Here is a 20003-nt window from a genome sequence, read left to right on the forward strand (position 1 = left end):
AAAGAGCGGTTATATGTGTTAATTTTAATTTACACCAATACATTACCTGTCATTTCAGGCGGAATAGCCACACCCAGTATATGTAATATGGTTGGTGCTATATCGCCCAGTTTGCCATCTTTTACGGCGGTTATATCTTTATCAATAACAATACAAGGCACCAGGTTAGTGGTATGTGCTGTATTAGGTGTACCATCCTCATTTATCATATAATCGGCATTCCCATGATCGGCAATAATGATGAACGAGTAGCCATTTGCCAGGCCGGCTTCAACCACAGCTTTGGTGCAGGCATCGGCAGTTTCGGCAGCTTTAACAACCGCGCTGAAAACACCGGTGTGGCCAACCATATCAGTATTGGCAAAGTTAAGGCAAACAAAATCGGGCCAGCCGGTTTCCAGCTCGGGAATGATCAGATCGCGGATACCAGCAGCATTCATTTCGGGCTGCAAATCATAAGTAGCCACTTTTGGCGATGGTGCCAGTAAACGTTTTTCGCCGTCAAACTCACGCTCACGACCTCCGGAAAAAAAGAACGTTACGTGCGGATATTTTTCAGTTTCGGCAATACGAATTTGTGTTTTACCTGCATTTTGTAGGATCTCGCCAAGCGTTTTGGTCAGGTCTTCTTTGTTAAACACCACCTGTACGTTCTTAAACGTTTCATCATATGGGGTCATGGTGATGTAACGGATGTTAAGCGGGTGCAGGTTATATTCGGGGAATGATTTTTGGGTTAATGCTATGCTGATCTCGCGGCCCCTGTCGGTACGGAAGTTAAAGCAGATCACCACATCGCCATCTTTAATAACAGCCAGCGGTTTGCCGTCCGAATCAACATTAACCAATGGTTTTATAAACTCATCGGTAACACCTTCTTCGTATGATTTTTTAATGGCATCGGTAATATGCTGTGTGGCTTCGCCTTCGCCATTAACCAGAAGATCATAAGCCAGTTTAACACGTTCCCAGCGGTTATCGCGGTCCATAGCGTAATAGCGGCCAATTGCCGAAGCTATTTTAACGTTTGTACCTTCAATATGCCTTTCAAGCTCAGTTATAAAACCCACGCCCGATTTTGGGTCGGTATCGCGGCCATCCAAAAACGCATGGATGAAAACGTTGTTCAGGTCAAACTGTTTAGCGGCATCGCATAAACCGATTACGTGCCTTATATGTGAGTGTACGCCACCATCAGATACGAGGCCCATGAGGTGTACATTCTTGTTGTTTTGTTTTGCGTATTCAAAAGCATCCTTTAATACCGGGATGGTTGGCAGTTCATTATCATCAACAGCTTTATGGATGCGGCCAAGCTCCTGGTAAACTACACGGCCTGCACCCAGGTTCATGTGCCCAACTTCTGAGTTACCCATTTGACCGGCCGGTAAACCTACGGCAGTGCCAGAAGCTTCTAACTTTGAATTTGGATACTGTTCAAGCATCGAATCAACAAATGGCGTGTTGGCAGCAACTATAGCGTTGGACTGATCATTGCGGCCATAACCCCAGCCGTCAAGAATAATTAATGCGAGTTTTTTTTTATTTTCCACGATGCAAATATAAAGGCAACCCTCACTTTATAATTATAATTTTTTTAATTTAGGTGAAGCATAAAAACAGGCCCGGTAGTTGTGTAATAAATTGCTGTAAAAACAGTTATATGTCAATAACTTCTATATCGGTTGTCCCCCTTTGCTTTTGCTGTAACATTGTTTGTTTTATTACGTCCTGTAAAATATGAAGCTGCTTTATCTGTCGTCATTTATCATCTTACTTATGTTGCCGGGCTTTATAGCTGCCGACCCGATTGATAACGTGGCCAATCTTATAAAACAGGGTAACACAAAGGAATTATCAAAACTGTTTGCCGCTACTGTAGAGATCACCGTGATGGATGATGAAAACAGCTATTCGCAAACGCAGGCAACGGTTATATTGGATAAGTTTTTAAGTGCTAATAAGCCTAAAGGCATAAAATTGTTACATAAGGTAAATTCAAGCGCCAGCTACCACTTTGGCGTATATATTTTAACTACAGATAAAGGCCTGTACCGTGTTGCCTTCACCCTTAAAGATATTGATCATAAAATGAGCCTTATTGAACTAAGGATTGAAGATGAGAAGGTGAAGTAGATGTGTAGATTTCATATGTGCAGATTTTAGATTAAAAAAATATGTGAACCTTGATTTTCCTGATTAAAGGATTGCCTGAAGCTTTTCAAGTCCTTTAATCGTTTAATCAGGAAAATCAAGGTTCAGGAATAATCTGCACATCTGAAATTTGCATATCTGAAATCTAAATCCCCACATCAAAAAAAACATTACTTTTGAAGCTTAAAAGTAATACACTTGGATAAGGAACTTATACACCAATTTATAGTAAACGCATTAGCGGAAGATGTAGGCGACGGCGACCATACTTCACTTTCAACCATCCCCGCAGGTACCATAGGCAAAGCAAAACTTTTAGTAAAGGACGAAGGTATATTGGCCGGCGTTGAACTGGCCGTTGAAATATTTAATGTTGTTGACGCCGGGTTAAAGGTTAACCTGTTTTTAAAAGATGGCGATGCTGTAAAGCCCAAAGATATAGCTTTTGAAGTAGAAGGCAGCGCCCAAAGTATTTTAATTGCCGAGCGTTTGGTACTTAATTGTATGCAGCGTATGTCTGGAATTGCTACAAAAACCCGAGAAATAGTTGATCTGTTAACAGGCACCAACACAAAAGTTTTGGATACCCGCAAAACTACGCCGGGTATGCGTTACCTTGAAAAACTGGCCGTGAAAATTGGAGGTGGTGTTAACCACCGCTTCGGCTTGTATGATATGATCCTGATAAAGGATAACCATGTTGATTACGCGGGAGGCATAAGACAAGCTATTGAAAGTGCGAATCAATATATTACAGATAATAACAAGCAGCTGGCTATTGAAATAGAGGTACGTAACCTCGAAGAATTAGACCAGGTTTTGCAAACCGGTCACGTAAACCGTATATTGTTGGATAATTTTGATTTTGCCACTTTAAGACAGGCCGTTAACATTATCCAGGGCCGTTTTATTACCGAAGCATCTGGTGGTATAACCATTGATAATATACGGGAATATGCCGAGTGCGGGGTTGATTATATATCGGTAGGCGCGTTAACACATTCGGTAAAAAGTCTTGATCTTAGCTTAAAAGCTATTAAGTAACCAAACAAAACGCTTAATAAATCCTTAGCTTTTAAATTAAATCTTAGCTTCAGGCTTATTTTAAAGCTTTAAGTATCGATTTTTTAATTTTATTCAACGCTTTGGCATTTAAAGTTTAGCATTTAAGAATGATTAGAATTTTAGTACCGTATCAATTTTGTAATATTGCAGGGAAATGATAACCGTTTATTCAGTTTCAGCACTTATACTGGCCTATCTCTGCGGGTCGATACCTACTGCCGTATGGATAGGGTTGGCCTTTTACGATATTGACGTAAGAGAATATGGCAGCGGTAACGCCGGTGCCACTAACACCTTCAGGGTACTGGGCAAAAAAGCCGGGATTCCCGTAATGCTGTTAGATATTTTAAAAGGGTGGACAGCCACCAACCTCGCTTATTTCATAGGTGTATCAACCACGGGTGCACAAAATTCAACCGCGTATACAAACTACGCGCTTGCCTTAGGCGTGGCAGCCGTAATGGGCCATTTGTTTCCGATTTTTGCCGGTTTCAGGGGCGGAAAAGGCGTTGCCACTTTATTTGGAATGATTTTGGCTATTCATTTACATGCCGCTTTATTATGCGTAGTGGTATTTATTGTGGTGTTATTAGTTACAAAATATGTATCGTTAAGCTCAATTGCGGCGGCATTTACATATCCAATAGGTGTGTCCTTTGTTTTTCCCACGCCTATACGATCCATTGTTATCTATGGTATGTGTATATGCCTGCTGATACTGGTAACCCACCAAAAAAATATCGAACGCTTATTAAAAGGCAAAGAATCGAAAGTTAATTTTTTTAAGAAAAAAACTGCCTGATCACCATGAAAAGAATCAAACCTGCATTACTGGCATTAACGATGGTTATTGCCCTATTCTCCTGTTCAACCGTTCCGCTAACCGGACGCAAGCAAATAAGCTTAGTTGGCGATGCCGAAGTAAATCAATCTGCTGCGGCCAGTTACCAGCAGCTCCTTTCCGATCCTAAAACTAAAGTTGTAGCCAGCGGAACCGATGCCCAGCGTGTTAAAACAATAGGTAACCGTTTAGCTGTTGCCATTGAACGTTATTTGAAAGATAACGGCTATGGCGATCAATATAGTTTTCAATGGGAATTTAACCTCATCCAAAGCAGCGAGGTAAATGCCTGGTGTATGCCCGGCGGTAAAGTTGCCGTATACTCGGGCTTGTTGCCTGTAGCCAATACCGATGCGTATTTAGCTGTAGTTATGGGCCACGAAATTGGGCACGCAATAGCAAGGCACTCTGCCGAGCGTATCTCGCAGCAAATGGTAGCACAATTAGGCGGTTCATTGGCCGGGGTAGCTTTGGCTAAACAATCGCAGATGATGCAGGGACTTTTTAGCCAGGCATATGGTGTTGGTACACAAGTGGCGCTGCTGAAATACTCCCGCGACCAGGAATCAGAGGCCGACCGCCTGGGCTTAACCTTTATGGCAATGGCCGGTTACGATCCGAATATGGCTGTACCTTTCTGGCAGCGCATGGCGGCCCAAAACAAAGGAGGTGCCCCACCTGAATTTTTAAGCACGCACCCATCTGATGCCACCCGTATAGCCAATATCCAAAGGCTGATACCCGAGGCGATGAAATATTATAAGAAGTAATTTTTTTGTGAAGATCGAAGTGTGAGGAGCGGAGAGCGGTGTTGGATCTAAATATCTAATTTACTCTATTGCCAGCACATGATGTTTAATTGAACTTTTCACCCGCACCTCGCTCCCGAAACCCCGCACCCCACTCATGCCCAAACGTCAGTTTTTAAAAGCGCAATGGAAAAACCTGGTAATGCTTAATTACGAGGTAGATCCTAAGATATTAGATGAATACCTGCCGCCGGGTACCGAGCTTGATCTTTGGGAGGGCAAGGCGTTGGTGAGCATGGTAGGCTTTATGTTTCAGGATACCAAGGTGCTGGGGATCAAATGGCCTTTGCACGTGAATTTTGAAGAGGTAAATCTTCGTTTTTATGTAAAACATTTTAACGGTACCGAATGGAAAAGAGGGGCCGTGTTTGTAAGCGAAATAGTACCCAAAAGCCTTATCGCGCTTATTGCCAATAATTTATACAAAGAACATTATAGTGCCATGCCCATGCGCAGTTCTGTCACGGCCACTAGCGACGGGCATACCCAATTTTTATATGAGTGGAAGCTGAACGGCTGCTGGAATAAACTGGGCGCTACCGCCAGCGATGAACTGCTTGATATAAAACCCGGCAGTGCCGAAGAATTTATTTTTGAGCATTATTGGGGCTATAACAAGCTAAGTACAATAAGCACCATGGAGTACCAGGTTGAACACATTTCCTGGCAAACCGGCAAAGTGCGGGATTATGTTTTTGATGCAGATGTGGAAACGCTTTATGGCAAAGCATTTGAACCTTTCCTTAAAAAGGAACCCGTGTCGGCTTTTTTTGCGGTTGGTTCGGATATTAAGGTAAGGATGGGGGATAAGATAGTGGTGAAGCAGTAAGGTTGGTTATAGTCGACCGTTAAAGCTTATTCAGCTCGTCCATTAGCACCTTACTCTCCTTATTGAAATAGCGCCTTACACCAAAGCCCATTACGGTTTGGATGCCGCGGGTGGCGTTGGTTAAAAATACTTCGTCGGCCTCGTATAATATGTCGGGGTTTATTTGGGCTTCGGTTATATCAATATTGTTTTCTTTGGCCAGTTTTATTACCACCTGCCGCATTACGCCTTCTACACAGCCTTCGCTTAGTGCCGGCGTATACAAGTGGTTTTGGTAGTTGATAAAGATGTTGGAGCTGCTGGCCTCGCATAAAAAGCCACTTTGATTAAGTAAAAAAACATCATCAAGCTTGTTTTGCATTTTATAGATACCCGCCATTACATAAATAAGCGAGTTGCAGGTTTTTATGTTAGACAGGTAGTTGGATGGCTTGGGCAGTTCCGTAAAAACATCCATTATTAAACCCTTCTCGTTCAAAAAATATCGCGGCTCATCTGATGGAGTAAGCTCCAGACAATAGCCCATTTTATTCTGACTCGGCGTGTACAGCCCCTCGGCATCGCGGTAAACGGTAAGGCGCAGGCGGCCGTGTTTTACTTTGTTGCGTTTGGCAAGCTCTTCCACAATCTCCTTTAAAAACCAGGTATCCATTTGCGAATAGCCGTCAATCTTAAGGGCTTTTATACCGCGTTGCAGGCGGTCGGCATGTAGTTCTGGGAACTTCAACTGGCCTTTTATCAGGCGCATACTCTCAAATAGCCCGTCGCCATACCTGAAAGCCCTGTTGGCTATGGTAAGCAGCTTACTGTTTTGCGGGAGTATCTCTCCATTAAAATTGATAAAAAAGGGCGTCATTTATGATGTGCAGGTTTCAGATGTGCAAATGTGCAGATTTTTAAATAAGGTAACGCTCATGGAGTTATTCATATTGCTAAACCAATGTAAAACTAACAATCGGTACTGTACAAAAATCATGCTTAATATAGCCGTTAAGCCATTTTTATTCTTCTGTTGCTGTATTTGCCTGAGCATTACCGGCTGTATACTTGCGCCATTTTTGCAGTACGCTTTCAAAATCTGCAGGCAGGGGCGATTCAAATAATACCTGCTTTTTTAGTGTGGGGTGCAAAAAGCCCAAAGTTTGCGCGTGCAACGCCTGGCGCGGCATCAGCTCAAAGCAATTATCTACAAACTGCTTGTACTTGCTAAACATGGTGCCTTTCAGGATCTTATCGCCGCCGTAAGTGGCGTCGCTGAACAGGGGGTGGCCGATATGGCGCATGTGTGCCCGGATCTGGTGCGTTCGGCCGGTTTCCAGTTGGCATTCTATCAGCGTAACATAGCCCATCCGCTCCAAAACCTTATAGTGTGTTACAGACCATTTGCCCTTTTCAGGATCATCATATATCGACATCACCCTACGATCGTTAACACTGCGGCCTATATATCCTGTCACGGTGCCATCCGTTTCCAGATCGCCCCAGGCAAGGGCTATGTATTTACGGGTAATAGTGTGGTCGAAAAATTGTTTGGCCAGCCAGTTCATGGAGCGCTCATTTTTACTGATGAGCAGTAAGCCAGAGGTATCTTTATCAATGCGATGAACAAGCCCCGGTCTGCCGTCGTTCCCCGGTAGGGTAGGCAATTGCTGAAAATGATAAACCAGCGCGTTAACCAGCGTACCGGTGTAATTGTTATAACCCGGATGCACCACCATGCCGGCTACCTTGTCAACCACCAGCACATCGTTATCTTCGTAAACGATGTTGATGGGCAAATCCTCGGGATAAACTTCCGTATCGCGCGGTGGATGTGGCAGTACTACCGAAATTACATCAAGCGGTTTTACCAGGTAGCTTGATTTGGTAGGCTTGTCGTTAACTAGCACATTGCCCAGTTCAATAGCATTCTGGATGCGGTTGCGCGACGCATTCTCCACCCGGTGCATTAAAAATTTATCAATACGCAGCAGAGATTGCCCTTTGTCAACCACTATGCGCAAGTGTTCAAATAAATCTTGTTCTTCCTGTTCTATCAGCTCGGTATCGTCTGCCATTTGAGGGCAAAAGTAATCGTTTTTTGTGGTAGGTTAAGATATTAGTAGCAAGTAGTTAGTATCAGGTATCAAGATTTTTAATTAGTTAATTCTGATCCGGCTATGTTGTTATCAGAAAACGATACTATTTTTGTTTACTATAACGCAGCTGTCTTGATACCTGATACTAACTGCTTGATACTATAACATGAATATTGATCTTGAGATTTTTAGCCCGATACATCAAGTCACAAACCCTTTGTTTGATGTGCATGGCGTAAAAGTTTATTTAAAACGCGACGACCTGATTCACCCCATGATATCGGGCAACAAGTGGCGCAAGCTCAAATACTTGTTAAAAGCTGCACAACATCAGCATAAAAATCATTTGGTAACGTTTGGCGGCGCATATTCTAATCATCTGCTGGCAACTGCCGCTGCCGCCGCGAGTTTTGGCTTTAAAGCAACGGGTATTGTGCGTGGCGAAGAAGTTGATAACAACACTTTGTTTTTGTGCAAACTGCATGGTATGCAACTCCAATTTACCGACCGGGAGAGTTACCGCGATAAACCTGCGCTGTTCACCAAATATTTCGGAGCCGACGAAAATGCCTTTTTTATTGACGAGGGCGGATCATCTGCCGAAGGTGTCCAGGGTTGCAGTGAATTGGTTGATGAACTAACCGACACCTATGATCACATTTTTTGCGCCTGCGGAACCGGTACCACTGCCGCCGGTATTATTAATGGCTTAACTAAACATCAGTATCAAACAAAATTTAATGCGGTGCCAGTTTTTAAGAACGGTGGCTTTATAAAGGATGAGATTGACAAGTTCCTTATCCCCCCGGTTAATTATGATCTGCATATCGACTATCATTTTGGCGGATACGGTAAGGCAACCGACGAATTGGTAATCTTTGTAAAGCAGTTTGTTGCCGCCACCGGGATTGTTATTGAACCTGTATATACCGGCAAAATGATGTATGCGCTATATGATCTGATTGGTAAAGGCTATTTTAAACCGGGCAGCAAAATATTAGCTATCCACAGTGGTGGCATATGGGGATTGCTGGGGATGAAGGATAGGTTTTAGATGTGCAGATTTCAGATGTGCAGATTATAAATTTTAGATGTGCAGATTATAGATTTTAGATGCGCAGTTTATAGGTTTCAAATGTACAGATTATAGGTTTCAGATATGCAAATTTCAGATTTCAGGCCACACACCCCAGGCCTCAGACCACCGATATTAATTTTTTGAAACAATTGATGTTCCGCGTGCTTTTATTAGTAAAACAAACAAGATCATGAAACATGCATTCATTTTTGGGACAACCATTTTTTTGAGCGAATACCCTTCACTCACATTTTCGGATGGTGCAAACAGTAATCGGTTTTTGCGGATACTTTCATTTAATCATCAGAAGAGACACCAGGATGATATATTAAGTATTGATGCCAGCATAACATCAGTTACAGGCGAGGCCGTTACTATTACCGGTAACCGTTTAGATGGGGGCAACGGCTTTAAGCTGGATGTTGCCGACAACCGTGTAAAACTTTATCAGAACGGACATGAAGAGCCGGTACTGGATGTTTACGAACTCAATGAATATGAGCACGCCGGTTTATCAAGCCACATCACAAATGAAATTGAAGCGCAACAACCGGATGTAGTATTAACCATAAAGGGAAACTTTAAGGTTAACGGCGCTCACTTTTTAATTGAAAACGAGAAGATGTTTGTTGGCGATAACGCTTACGCCAACGGCGTAGTGAACGCCCATCACGGCGTTATATTATCAGCTATCGATCTTCCTTCCTAAAAAAGCAATTGATTATTCGCAGTTGGCAGCTTGTTGCTACCAACTGCGAAATTATATAATTCCCTTAACCTGGGCCCGATTGCCTTAGTTCTATTTTAGCAGTTTATCTATTTTGCTGTACAGCATTTGTTTATCGCCAGGGTGCGGGCTGTTATTATCAACGATCTTTCCCTCCGTATCTATTAAAAAATAATGTGGTATCCCGTTTACGTTGTAGTTCTGGCACATTGGGTTTTTTGTCCAGCCTTCGGCTATAAGGTTAACACCGGTCAGGTTTAATTTTTTCAGGTTTTCCTTCCAGGTTGATTCATTACTATCGACGCAAACGTTTACAAATACAATGTTTTTGTCTTTATATTTTTCGTGCAGACCCGGCACTTCGTTTTTAATATCATAAACACAAGGGCCGCAGCCTACTCCCCAAAAATCGATATAAACTACTTTGCCCTTGAGCTGGGCAAGGGAAATTTGCTTGCCATTGTCATCTTTAAGTGTAAAGCCTGGTGCTGGTACACCCGGTTTTAAGCGCTGGATATTAATAAAAAATTGTTTCAGGGTATCAGCATATTGGGGTGTTAATACTTTACCGGAAAATTCTTTATATACCGTGGTTGACTCATTAAAAGGAACATATTGAAAATTGAACATAATTGTTTTGGTTATAAACCAGTCCCTCATTTCAAGCGTACGAAGACTTGAAAGGGCATTATAGCACTCAGAAAAGCCGTATGATGAAGGCGCGTACTTGCCGTTGCTAACTATTGATGAGTTAAAAGGGGTAAAGAACCGCAGGTAATCAAAAACGAAATCCCGATACTCGGCATTGTTCCTGTACCATTCATCATTTTCAACTGTATACGCTCTTCTATCCTTTAGTAAAGCGATATTTTTTGTGATTTCTTTTGGATGTTCAATGAACAGATCGTACGTAGGTAATAATCGCAGCATTAATAAATACCTTGCATAATGGAAATAAATATCCGTAGCCCTGTCAATGTAATTATCCTTTAAACCACTTGCCAGCAATATTTCAATTTCTTTATTATAAAGCCTGTTAAGTTTAGTGAACTTTGCAGAATCTGCGAGGTCTTTTCCGAATATATCATGCAATTCGTCAGATAGGTTATTTTCAAACTTTCGTAAAGCGGTAAACGTTTGTAGCTCCTTATCCCTATCGGCTTGCGCTGCGTGTATAGTAATGGTATTATAAATATCGTGGTTATCAAAATCAACCGTGATGGTATCGTTTTTTTGAATATTGACAACCAGGCCCTGGCCATCTCTGAAAAATATACTCCGGTATTTCTCATCAATTTTTAGGCGCTTAATAAAGTCGCCGTTTTTATCAACCGGAACAGAAAGCGTTTTAAAATCAAGATAAGTTGTTTCGCTGTAATCCCACATATCTTCGGTGTGGTTTTTAATATGCCCCTTAATTACGGCATAAGCGGCAGGTGCAGGTTTTTGGCTTTGTGCTGTTGCCTTAAGGCCAAACAGCGCGGCAGATAACAGGATAAGATATTTCATAAGGTTAACTGTGGTTATTGGTTTATTATTTATAAACATAAGTAAATACTATCCTCACTTATATTTATTTAACAATAACCTATCAAAATTTAACAATTGAACGCCAAAATTCTGCAATTGACGCGTCATCTGCACATCTGCAATCTGTACATCTATAATCTGAAATTTGCACGTCTATAATCCGTAATCTGCACATCTGTAATTTGAAATTCGCACATCTACCAAGTATACTATTTCAGGCTTTGGTACAAAAAGTAACTTTAGATTGTTTAAAGTTACTTTTTCGTCAATCGGTTCAAAAACCGCTTAAATTTGGTTTTTAGGGGCTTTTTAGTAAATTTGTATAAACCCAGTTATATGTACAACTTACTTGTTTCACCCCAAAACGTTCAGGCTTCATTACAGAAGCACGTACTTGCCGATGGCTTCGATCTCACTTTTGATATGGAAAAAAGTAAGGGGGTTTATATTTATGATTCAAAGCATAACCGCACCCTGCTTGATTTTTTTACCTGTTTCGCGTCGGTGCCTTTGGGCTACAATCATCCCAAGATGGTGAACGACGAAGAATTTAAGAAAAACCTGATGCTGGCGGCGTTAACCAACCCATCAAACTCCGATATTTACACTACGCAATACGCCCAGTTTGTTGAAACATTTTCGCGGGTAGGGATACCGGAATACTTGCCGCATGCTTTTTTTATAGCCGGTGGTTCATTAGCTATTGAAAACGCACTTAAAGTTGCTATGGACTGGAAGGTTCAAAAAAACTTTGCCAAAGGCTACACCAAAGAGCGCGGTTTTAAGGTGATCCATTTTGAACACGCTTTTCATGGGCGGTCGGGCTATACTTTAAGTCTTACCAATACATTGCCCAACAAAACCAAATGGTTTGCCAAGTTTGATTGGCCGCGTGTATCTATACCCTACATGAATTTTCCTTATAGCGATAATAACCACGAAGATCTGCTGCTGCGCGAACAGCTATCTGTAGCGCAGATAAGAAAGGCTTTTGAAGATAATAAAGACGATGTATGCGCCATTATTATTGAGCCCATACAATCAGAAGGGGGGGATAACCACGTGCGTAAGGAATTTTTAGAAAAACTGCGTGAGCTTGCCGACGAATATGAAGCCATGCTCATTTATGACGAAGTACAAACAGGCGTTGGCCTTACCGGCAAATTTTGGGCACATGAGCATTTTGGCGAAAAGGCCCGCCCCGATATTTTAGCATTTGGAAAAAAAATGCAGGTATGCGGTATACTGGCCAGTAACCGGGTTGATGAAGTGGAAGGCAATGTATTCCGTGTATCATCGCGCATAAACTCAACCTGGGGAGGTAGTTTGGTTGACATGGTTAGGTCATCAAAAATTATGGATATTATTGAAGAAGATAACCTGCTTGATAATGCCGCTCAAATGGGCGAATATTTGCAAAACCAACTACTTGATATTGCCGAGAGGTTGCCGGTGGTAAGCAATGTGCGGGGTAAAGGATTATTAACTGCCTTTGATTTTCCGGATAAAAATAAGCGGGATAAATTTATTCAACAGGGTATGGAGCAAAATATTATGTATTTAGGCTGCAGCGATAAAAGTGTACGTTTCAGACCAGCCCTCATCATGCAAAAAAAACATATTGATGACGGTTTGGCAATGCTCGAAAAAATAGTTAAAACCTTTTAGATAATACTATAAGGCATTTTAATAATAATTGCTTAGCGCTGTTTAAATGTCGGTATAACACTTTTATTTAGTTATTTAATATGTTGTAATGCGCTATCTGATAGTTGTAAAAGGAACAAAATATTAATATAGGCTATTTTTTTACCAAAATAGGCTATATTTTTAATTATTATTCCGTTTAGATTTGTACGATCCCTATTAGAGTAAATATATTAAATCATGAGCAAGCACATTGAAAAATTAAAGAAACAACTGGTTGAAGTAGCCGAAGTTGTAAACTCATTCCAGTCGGAAGCAGTACAAGTGAAAATTATTGAAAGACTGCTGGATGTAATGATTGAATCAGAAAAAGGCGATGCTGAGGGATCTGAATTATTTAGCAAAAAAGGCCGTAAAGTACGTTCAGATGACGATAATCTTTCGGCTGCGGGGCGTAAAAAACCAGGCGCAACTAAAATATTGAACCAGTTGTTATCAACAGATTTCTTTGATGTTACACGTTCAATTTCGTCGATAGCTAATTACTGTAAAGATCAATTCGACTCTGACTTTAAAACCTCTGAATTATCTGGCATCCTGTTAAAGCTTGCCAATGAGAACAAACTAAGAAGGGAAAGAAGTAATGAAAATAATCGGTTTGAATATATTAAAGCTTAATAATTAAATTCATAATATAAAATAAGTCGCTATTTTGTCTAAAAATAGCGACTTATTTATTTATAGTTAAATATATATTATTTAAGACTAAATAAATTATCTACGCCTAAAATTTTTCTACTGGTGAAACCCTCGGCATATTTAACCTGTATGCTTTTGCCAAATTCGGCCGCGCGGCCAGCTACTACATTTATAAATTCGGGTGTTGAAATATAGGTTTGCGGTTCGCCTTTCCAATCCGGATTGAAGAATTGCGAACCATATGCGTATATGCTTTCCACCTTTTTATCCCAGTATTCGGTAATGTCGATCACAACATCGGGCCTTATGTAATTATCCTGTATGAAGTGTAAAACCATATCTGGCCGCCATGCTTCCTGTAAATTGCCATCATCAAAGGTTTCAATTTTGCGCAGACCCGAAAGAAACGCCGAAGCTTCTACCAGTTCATTTGCACGGCCATGATCCGGGTGCCTGTCATGATAGGCGTTGGTAATAACAATAGCCGGGCGGTACTTGCGAATAGCCGCGATCACTTTTAACTGATATTCCCTCGTATTTTCAAAAAAGCCATCGGGGAGGGCAAGATTCTCACGTAGCGATAGTCCTAATATTTTTGCAGCAGCTGCCGCTTCCTCATCCCGAATCTCAGCCGATCCGCGCGTGCCTAATTCGCCACGGGTAAGATCAACTATGCCAACTTTATGGCCAAGGGCTATGTGTTTTAAAATAGTGCCCGAGCAACCAAGTTCGGCATCATCGGGGTGTACCGATAAAACTAAAATATCTAATTTCATGATTTGTGTTTGTGCTAATGAGCTGCCGTTAAAAGGCGGCCGATCTTTTTCCTGATCTTTGATGAAGTAGGTTTGGTAAAGGGATAGTAAAAGTCGGTTACATGCCCTTCTTTGTCAATCAGAAACTTATGAAAGTTCCACCTCGGTACAGATCGCAGGTTACCATTGCTCTTTTTATCTGCAAAAAACTGGTAAAGCGGATGCGCGTATGGTCCGCGTACCCTTATCTTGTCAAATACCGGGTAATTTGTGCCAACGTTTTCGCAAAAAGCAGCTATGCCGGCACCTTCCAGGGGTTCCTGCCCGCCAAAATCATCTGAGGGAAATGCCAGTATTTCAAAATCCTGGTCCTTAAATTCGTTTTTAAGTTCAACCAGGTCTTTAAGCTGAGGTGTAAAGCCACATTGAGATGCGGTATTAACTATTAAAAGTACTTTATTTTGATAGTTTGATAAGCTGATCTCATCGCCGTTTAACTTTTGAACATTAAACTTGTAGATGCTTGTATTATCCATTATTAGTTGTTAGTGGAAGTATATCCGGCATCTTTTAGGATAGCCTCGATATCTTTCTGCTCTTCAGGGTCATAGGTTTCTTTAAGGTTGTGGCCAAATATACTGGCTACTGACTGAAACATGAATGCTTTAAAACCGCCTTTCAAATCCTTAACCATAGCATAGCTGGTGGTGCCAGATTCGCGGTCTATCAGTTTAATTAAAACCTCACCCTGATTTATCGACAGATTTTTTATTTCCTTGTTGAATAAAGTTTTTATTTCGGTTTCGCAGGTATTCACTAATTCCTTCTGCTTCTTTTTGTCGGCGGTAAGCGCCAGATCGCGTTGTAACTGGCGGTACCTGTTGCCTGCGAAACGGGCATAAGGCAATACTTTAAATACATTGTATCTTAGCCGGCGGTAATTATCCCTGTCGGCATCGCTGGCAAATATGCGGCTATCTCTTATTTTTACCTCGGGGCAAACTACCCAAGGTATCAGTTCGCCGTCTACATTGGTAATGGCAACCCGGATAGTGTCATTTTTGCCGAGAACTACTGGCGCAGGTTTAGTTGATTGGGCATTTACCTCGCCCATTATGCAACAAAACAACAACAAAAAGCCAATAAATTTCATAATTTTACTTAATACAAAATTAACGCAATTTTTTGTGGTATTTCAATATAATCTGTAATAATAAATTTTATTACAAGTTTATATAAAATATACCGTACTATCATATATATGAAAGATTTAGTGATCGATCTGGAAGCCGAAAAAAATGAGATACTAAAGAGGTACCGGGCCCTGTTGCGCGCGTGTAAATCAACCCTGCAAAAGGGCGATAAGCGCATGATACGCAAGGCTTTTGATATGGCACTTGAAAGCCATAAAGATATGCGCCGTAAAAGCGGCGAGCCCTACATATATCACCCTATTGCTGTAGCCCAGATAGCCGCCGAAGAAATTGGCCTGGGTACTACTTCCATAGTGTGCGCCCTGCTGCATGATGTTGTTGAAGATACCAACATGACGCTGGATGATATTGAAATGGAGTTTGGTAAAAAGGTGGCCAAAATTATTGATGGCCTAACCAAAATATCGGGCGTATTTGATACCAATAGCTCGCTGCAGGCCGAGAATTTCCGTAAAATGCTGCTTACCCTGGCCGATGACGTAAGGGTGATATTGATAAAGCTTGCCGACCGCCTGCATAACATGCGCACAATGGAGTTTATGCCGCGCGATAAGCAGCTTAAACTATCGTCAGAAACCGTTTATCTATACGCTCCGCTGGCGCACAGGCTTGGTTTATACACCATAAAATCTGAGTTGGAAGACCTTTCCATGAAATACATGGAGCGCGAAACCTACAGTTTCATTAAAAATAAACTGAACGAGAAAAAGGCCGAGCGCGAAAAGTTTATCCGCGATTTTATTGAGCCGGTAAATAAAGTACTGGAAGGCCAGGGCTTACATGCCGATCTTTTCGGCCGCCCAAAATCTATCCACTCCATCTGGAATAAGATGAAGAAAAAGTCTATCCCTTTTGAGGAGGTTTATGACCTTTTTGCCATAAGGATTATACTGGATAGTACCCCTGAGCAGGAAAAGGCCGATTGCTGGAAGGCATATTCTATCGTTACCGATCAGTATCGCCCTAATCCAGACAGGCTGCGCGACTGGATTTCATCGCCGAAGGCAAATGGTTATGAATCATTGCATACCACGGTAATGGGGCCGCGTGGGCAATGGGTTGAGGTGCAGATTCGTACCAAACGCATGAACGAAATTGCTGAGAAAGGCTTTGCAGCGCACTGGAAATACAAGGAATCATCAACAGACAGCGGGCTCGACCAATGGGTGCAAAAGGTTAGGGATATGCTTAAAAACCCCGATTCAAACGCGCTTGACTTCCTTGACGATTTTAAAATGAACCTCTTTAGTGATGAAATCTTCATTTTTACGCCCAAGGGAGCCCTGATTCAACTGCCGTTAAATGCAACAGCGCTTGATTTTGCGTTTGAGATACATACCGATGTTGGCGCAAGCTGTATTGGTGCCAAAGTGAATCATAAGCTGGTACCCCTAAGTTACAAACTGCAAAATGGCGACCAGGTAGAGATCATCACCTCGGGCAAGCAAACCCCAAAGGAGGACTGGCTGAATTTTGTGGTTACGGCTAAAGCTAAAGCCAAAATAAAATCAGCCTTAAAGGAAGAAAAACGCAAAATTGCAGAGGACGGTAAGGAGATTCTGGAGCGAAAAATGAAATCGCTCAAGATTACCTATAATTCCGAAAATCTGCATAAGCTGAGCTATTTTTTCAAGCTGCAATCTACCCAGGATCTTTTTTATAATGTTGCCAAGGGCATTATTGATATGAAAGATTTGAAGGAATATCAGATCTCTGAAAAAACTGTCGAAAACAAACCACAGGATAAGATAGAGCAGGAGCAGGTGCAAAGCCTGATGCGTAACCTCAAATCAAAAGACAGCGATATGCTGCTTATTGGTGAGGATATGCAAAAGATTGATTATAAGTTGGCCAATTGCTGTAATCCCATCCCTGGCGATGATGTTTTTGGTTTTGTTACCGTGAGCGATGGCATTAAAATTCACCGTACCAATTGCCCTAATGCTGCCAAGCTAATGGCAAATTATGGCTACCGTATTGTTAAAGCCCGCTGGACAAATCAGCAGGAACTCGCGTTTTTAACTGGCCTGCGTATTACAGGTATTGATGAGGTTGGTTTGATAAACAAACTTACCACCGTAATATCCAATGATTTTAAGGTAAATATCCGGTCTATAACAGTTGATAGCGATAATGGCATTTTTGAAGGTTCATTAATGCTTTATGTGAACGATACCAGCCATCTTGATAACCTTATTAAAAACTTAAAACAGCTTAAAGGCGTTACCGGCGTACATCGGTTTGATTCGGTGATTGAAAAAGCGTCTTAAGGAAGAGAGTCAAGAATCAAGATCACATTTTTATCTTAATTCTTGATTCTTAACTCTTGATTCTCACTTCCATATTTTATTAATAACTTTGCCTGCTTAACAGACTATTATGCCCCAACAGGATACTATAGCATTGGTTAAAAAGATTTTTGAGGCTTACCTTGAAAATAAAAACCTGCGTAAAACGCCCGAGCGTTTTGCAATACTCGAAGAAATTTACTCGCGTACAGATCATTTTGATGTGGAATCATTGTATATCCACATGAAAAATAAAAAATACCGTGTTAGTCGCGCTACTGTTTATAACACGCTGGAGTTACTGGTATCGTGCGATTTGGTTACCAAGCACCAGTTTGGTAAAAACATGGCCCAGTTTGAAAAATCATACGGCTATAAACAGCATGATCATATCATTTGCATCGACTGCGGTAAGGTAGTTGAGTTTTGCGATCCGCGTATTCAGCAGATCCAGAGCATGATGGGCGATATATTAAAATTCGAAATAAAACACCACTCTTTAAATCTTTATGGCAATTGTGCTAAATTAAGAGCAGGTAATTGTGATAGAAAAATATAACTTTGCCCCCTTTCTTATATATAAATACTGAATTTAAGATAAATTAATGGCTGTTGACGTATTATTAGGCCTCCAATGGGGCGATGAAGGTAAAGGAAAAATTGTTGATGTGCTTAGTGCAGGTTATGACCTGATTGCACGTTTCCAGGGCGGCCCTAATGCCGGGCACACTTTGGAATTCGACGGTAAAAAATTTGTATTAAATACAATCCCATCGGGCATATTTTTTGAAAATACCATGAACCTTATAGGTAATGGTGTAGTAATTGACCCAATTACCCTTAAAAAGGAATTGGATAAATTAAAGGCTGCAGGGCACGATCTTTTAGCTAAAAAGAACCTGCTGATAGCCAAAAAGGCACATTTGATACTACCAACCCACCAATTGCTTGATGCCGCTTCTGAAAAGAAAATGGGCGATGGTAAAATTGGCTCAACGTTAAAAGGTATAGGTCCAACCTATATGGATAAAACAGGCCGTAACGGCTTGCGCATTGGCGATATTACCCTGCCGGATTTTAAAGAACGCTATCAGAAACTGGTTGATAAGCATGTATCTATGCTGCAATCATTATATGGCGATGTGGCCGATTTCAGCGAGCGCGAAGCTGCTTTCTTTGAGGCGCTGGAATACATTCGCCAGTTTCCGCTGGTTGACTCTGAGCACCTGGTGAACGACTATATTAAAAAAGGTAAAAAAGTATTGGCAGAAGGCGCACAGGGTGCCATGCTTGATATTGATTTTGGTTCATACCCATTTGTAACCTCCTCAAACACAACAGCAGCAGGCGCATGTACCGGCTTAGGTATTGCCCCGCAGCAAATTGGCGATGTAATAGGCATTTTTAAAGCATATTGCACACGTGTTGGCGGTGGTCCGTTTCCAACGGAGCTGGATAACGAAATGGGCGAAGAATTACGCCAGATAGGCCACGAATTTGGCGCAACCACTGGAAGGCCCCGCCGTACCGGTTGGATTGATCTGCCGGCCTTAAAATACGCTATAATGCTTAATGGCGTTACCCAGTTGGTAATGACCAAAGCAGATGTACTAAGCGGTTTCGATAAGATATATGCTTGTACCCACTACAACTACTTAGGCGAAAAGATAGATTATATGCCTTATGATATTTGTTCGGTTAGTCCGGAGCCTATCCTGAAAGAAATTGATGGCTGGAACGAAGATTTAACAGGCATTACCGAACTAAACGAAATCCCGGAAAAACTGCAAAACTATATTGATTATTTAGAAGCAGAGCTTGGTGTACCGGTTAAATACCTATCAGTAGGGCCAGACAGGAAACAAACTTTGGTATTACACTAATAGCCAATTTACAAGATTGGAAAAGGCAAATTGAATTTTCAGTTTGCCTTTTTTTGTTGGTCATTGTCATTTCGACGAATCTGGGAGGGAATTGTGAAAGGGGCATGAGGAGAAATCTTCTACACCCCAATTCCCACTATACATTCCGGCCTGGAAATCATATAAGATTTCTCACTATCGTTCGAAATGACAACTTTTTAATACGTGTTGAACCTTTAAGGTCGCTCCTTTACTTGGTATTGGCAATATTATCCCTCAATGCAAGCTGCTTGCCTAACTTGTAGGATACCGTCCAGATGCTGTATGACAGGCATATAGCCATCAGAATAATTATTTCTTTTCTTCCGAAGACGGTTTTTGTTTCGTTAGTATTCATATGGTAGGTTATATAATTTATGCTAACTGT

General features: G+C 41.4%; 20 protein-coding genes. 12 read left to right on the forward strand and 8 right to left on the reverse strand.

Annotation, left to right across the window (positions count from 1 at the left end; all coding sequences use genetic code 11):
- Positions 1–29: 29 nt before the first annotated feature.
- Positions 30–1553 carry a 2,3-bisphosphoglycerate-independent phosphoglycerate mutase gene (gpmI, locus tag BLS59_RS05635; RefSeq protein WP_091145929.1) on the reverse strand — a complete coding sequence of 508 codons (1524 nt, stop codon included), beginning with the start codon at positions 1551–1553 and terminating at the stop codon, positions 30–32.
- A 187-nt stretch (positions 1554–1740) separates the two neighbouring features.
- On the opposite strand from gpmI, the gene BLS59_RS05640 reads away from it, so the two are divergent.
- The 5 genes from BLS59_RS05640 to BLS59_RS05660 all read left to right on the forward strand — a co-directional run bounded on the left by BLS59_RS05640 (position 1741) and on the right by BLS59_RS05660 (position 5698).
- Positions 1741–2136 (forward strand): DUF4783 domain-containing protein, encoded by a 396-nt coding sequence (locus tag BLS59_RS05640; RefSeq protein WP_091145933.1) that lies wholly within the window; start codon positions 1741–1743, stop codon positions 2134–2136.
- Between the two features lie 216 nt (positions 2137–2352).
- On the forward strand, positions 2353–3198 hold the full coding sequence (nadC, locus tag BLS59_RS05645; protein WP_091145936.1) for a carboxylating nicotinate-nucleotide diphosphorylase: 846 nt from the start codon (positions 2353–2355) through the stop codon (positions 3196–3198).
- Positions 3199–3373: 175 nt separating this feature from the next.
- Positions 3374–4021: a glycerol-3-phosphate 1-O-acyltransferase PlsY gene (gene plsY / locus BLS59_RS05650; protein WP_091145940.1), complete on the forward strand. Its 648-nt coding sequence runs from the start codon at positions 3374–3376 to the stop codon at positions 4019–4021.
- 5 nt (positions 4022–4026) lie between these two features.
- Positions 4027–4830, forward strand: coding sequence for a M48 family metallopeptidase (locus tag BLS59_RS05655; protein WP_091145942.1), 804 nt, complete (start codon positions 4027–4029; stop codon positions 4828–4830).
- A gap of 136 nt (positions 4831–4966) precedes the next feature.
- Positions 4967–5698: a YqjF family protein gene (locus BLS59_RS05660; protein ID WP_091145945.1), complete on the forward strand. Its 732-nt coding sequence runs from the start codon at positions 4967–4969 to the stop codon at positions 5696–5698.
- 19 nt (positions 5699–5717) lie between these two features.
- Here the strand turns inward: BLS59_RS05660 and BLS59_RS05665 are convergent, their stop codons facing one another.
- Positions 5718–6554 carry an aminotransferase class IV gene (locus BLS59_RS05665; RefSeq protein WP_091145949.1) on the reverse strand — a complete coding sequence of 279 codons (837 nt, stop codon included), beginning with the start codon at positions 6552–6554 and terminating at the stop codon, positions 5718–5720.
- Between the two features lie 145 nt (positions 6555–6699).
- Positions 6700–7755 (reverse strand): RluA family pseudouridine synthase, encoded by a 1056-nt coding sequence (locus tag BLS59_RS05670; RefSeq protein ID WP_091145952.1) that lies wholly within the window; start codon positions 7753–7755, stop codon positions 6700–6702.
- 187 nt (positions 7756–7942) lie between these two features.
- Between BLS59_RS05670 and BLS59_RS05675 the strand changes: the two genes are divergently transcribed.
- Complete coding sequence (locus tag BLS59_RS05675) at positions 7943–8830, forward strand: 1-aminocyclopropane-1-carboxylate deaminase/D-cysteine desulfhydrase (RefSeq protein ID WP_091145955.1); 888 nt, start codon at positions 7943–7945, stop codon at positions 8828–8830.
- Between the two features lie 214 nt (positions 8831–9044).
- Positions 9045–9563 (forward strand): hypothetical protein, encoded by a 519-nt coding sequence (locus tag BLS59_RS05680; RefSeq protein WP_091145958.1) that lies wholly within the window; start codon positions 9045–9047, stop codon positions 9561–9563.
- Between the two features lie 90 nt (positions 9564–9653).
- Here the strand turns inward: BLS59_RS05680 and BLS59_RS05685 are convergent, their stop codons facing one another.
- On the reverse strand, positions 9654–11090 hold the full coding sequence (locus BLS59_RS05685; RefSeq protein WP_162842558.1) for a TlpA family protein disulfide reductase: 1437 nt from the start codon (positions 11088–11090) through the stop codon (positions 9654–9656).
- Between the two features lie 357 nt (positions 11091–11447).
- On the opposite strand from BLS59_RS05685, the gene lat reads away from it, so the two are divergent.
- Both lat and BLS59_RS05695 read left to right on the forward strand, forming a co-directional pair.
- Positions 11448–12779 (forward strand): L-lysine 6-transaminase, encoded by a 1332-nt coding sequence (lat, locus tag BLS59_RS05690; RefSeq protein ID WP_091145967.1) that lies wholly within the window; start codon positions 11448–11450, stop codon positions 12777–12779.
- 219 nt (positions 12780–12998) lie between these two features.
- Positions 12999–13436 carry a hypothetical protein gene (locus tag BLS59_RS05695; protein WP_091145970.1) on the forward strand — a complete coding sequence of 146 codons (438 nt, stop codon included), beginning with the start codon at positions 12999–13001 and terminating at the stop codon, positions 13434–13436.
- A gap of 77 nt (positions 13437–13513) precedes the next feature.
- On the opposite strand, the gene bshB1 is transcribed toward BLS59_RS05695, so the two are convergent.
- From bshB1 to BLS59_RS05710, 3 genes are read right to left on the reverse strand one after another with little or no spacing between them, the layout of a single operon-like run.
- The gene (bshB1, locus tag BLS59_RS05700; protein ID WP_091145974.1) at positions 13514–14233 is read right to left on the reverse strand and encodes a bacillithiol biosynthesis deacetylase BshB1; all 720 of its coding nucleotides are present in this window, start codon (positions 14231–14233) and stop codon (positions 13514–13516) included.
- Between the two features lie 14 nt (positions 14234–14247).
- Positions 14248–14748, reverse strand: coding sequence for a glutathione peroxidase (locus tag BLS59_RS05705; protein WP_091145978.1), 501 nt, complete (start codon positions 14746–14748; stop codon positions 14248–14250).
- A gap of 2 nt (positions 14749–14750) precedes the next feature.
- Entirely contained in the window at positions 14751–15365 is a 615-nt protein-coding gene (locus BLS59_RS05710; RefSeq protein ID WP_091145981.1) for a DUF4294 domain-containing protein, read from the reverse strand.
- A gap of 108 nt (positions 15366–15473) precedes the next feature.
- Between BLS59_RS05710 and BLS59_RS05715 the strand changes: the two genes are divergently transcribed.
- From BLS59_RS05715 to BLS59_RS05725, 3 genes are all read left to right on the forward strand, one after another.
- Complete coding sequence (locus BLS59_RS05715; protein WP_091145985.1) at positions 15474–17696, forward strand: RelA/SpoT family protein; 2223 nt, start codon at positions 15474–15476, stop codon at positions 17694–17696.
- Between the two features lie 109 nt (positions 17697–17805).
- Positions 17806–18273 carry a Fur family transcriptional regulator gene (locus BLS59_RS05720; protein ID WP_091145988.1) on the forward strand — a complete coding sequence of 156 codons (468 nt, stop codon included), beginning with the start codon at positions 17806–17808 and terminating at the stop codon, positions 18271–18273.
- A gap of 46 nt (positions 18274–18319) precedes the next feature.
- Positions 18320–19597 (forward strand): adenylosuccinate synthase, encoded by a 1278-nt coding sequence (locus BLS59_RS05725; RefSeq protein ID WP_091145990.1) that lies wholly within the window; start codon positions 18320–18322, stop codon positions 19595–19597.
- A 229-nt stretch (positions 19598–19826) separates the two neighbouring features.
- Here BLS59_RS05725 and BLS59_RS31500 read toward each other — a convergent pair whose 3' ends face one another.
- Positions 19827–19973, reverse strand: coding sequence for a hypothetical protein (locus BLS59_RS31500; RefSeq protein WP_162842559.1), 147 nt, complete (start codon positions 19971–19973; stop codon positions 19827–19829).
- Positions 19974–20003: the final 30 nt, after the last annotated feature.

It is taken from the genome of Mucilaginibacter pineti, from assembly GCF_900101875.1.
GTDB lineage: Bacteria > Bacteroidota > Bacteroidia > Sphingobacteriales > Sphingobacteriaceae > Mucilaginibacter > Mucilaginibacter pineti.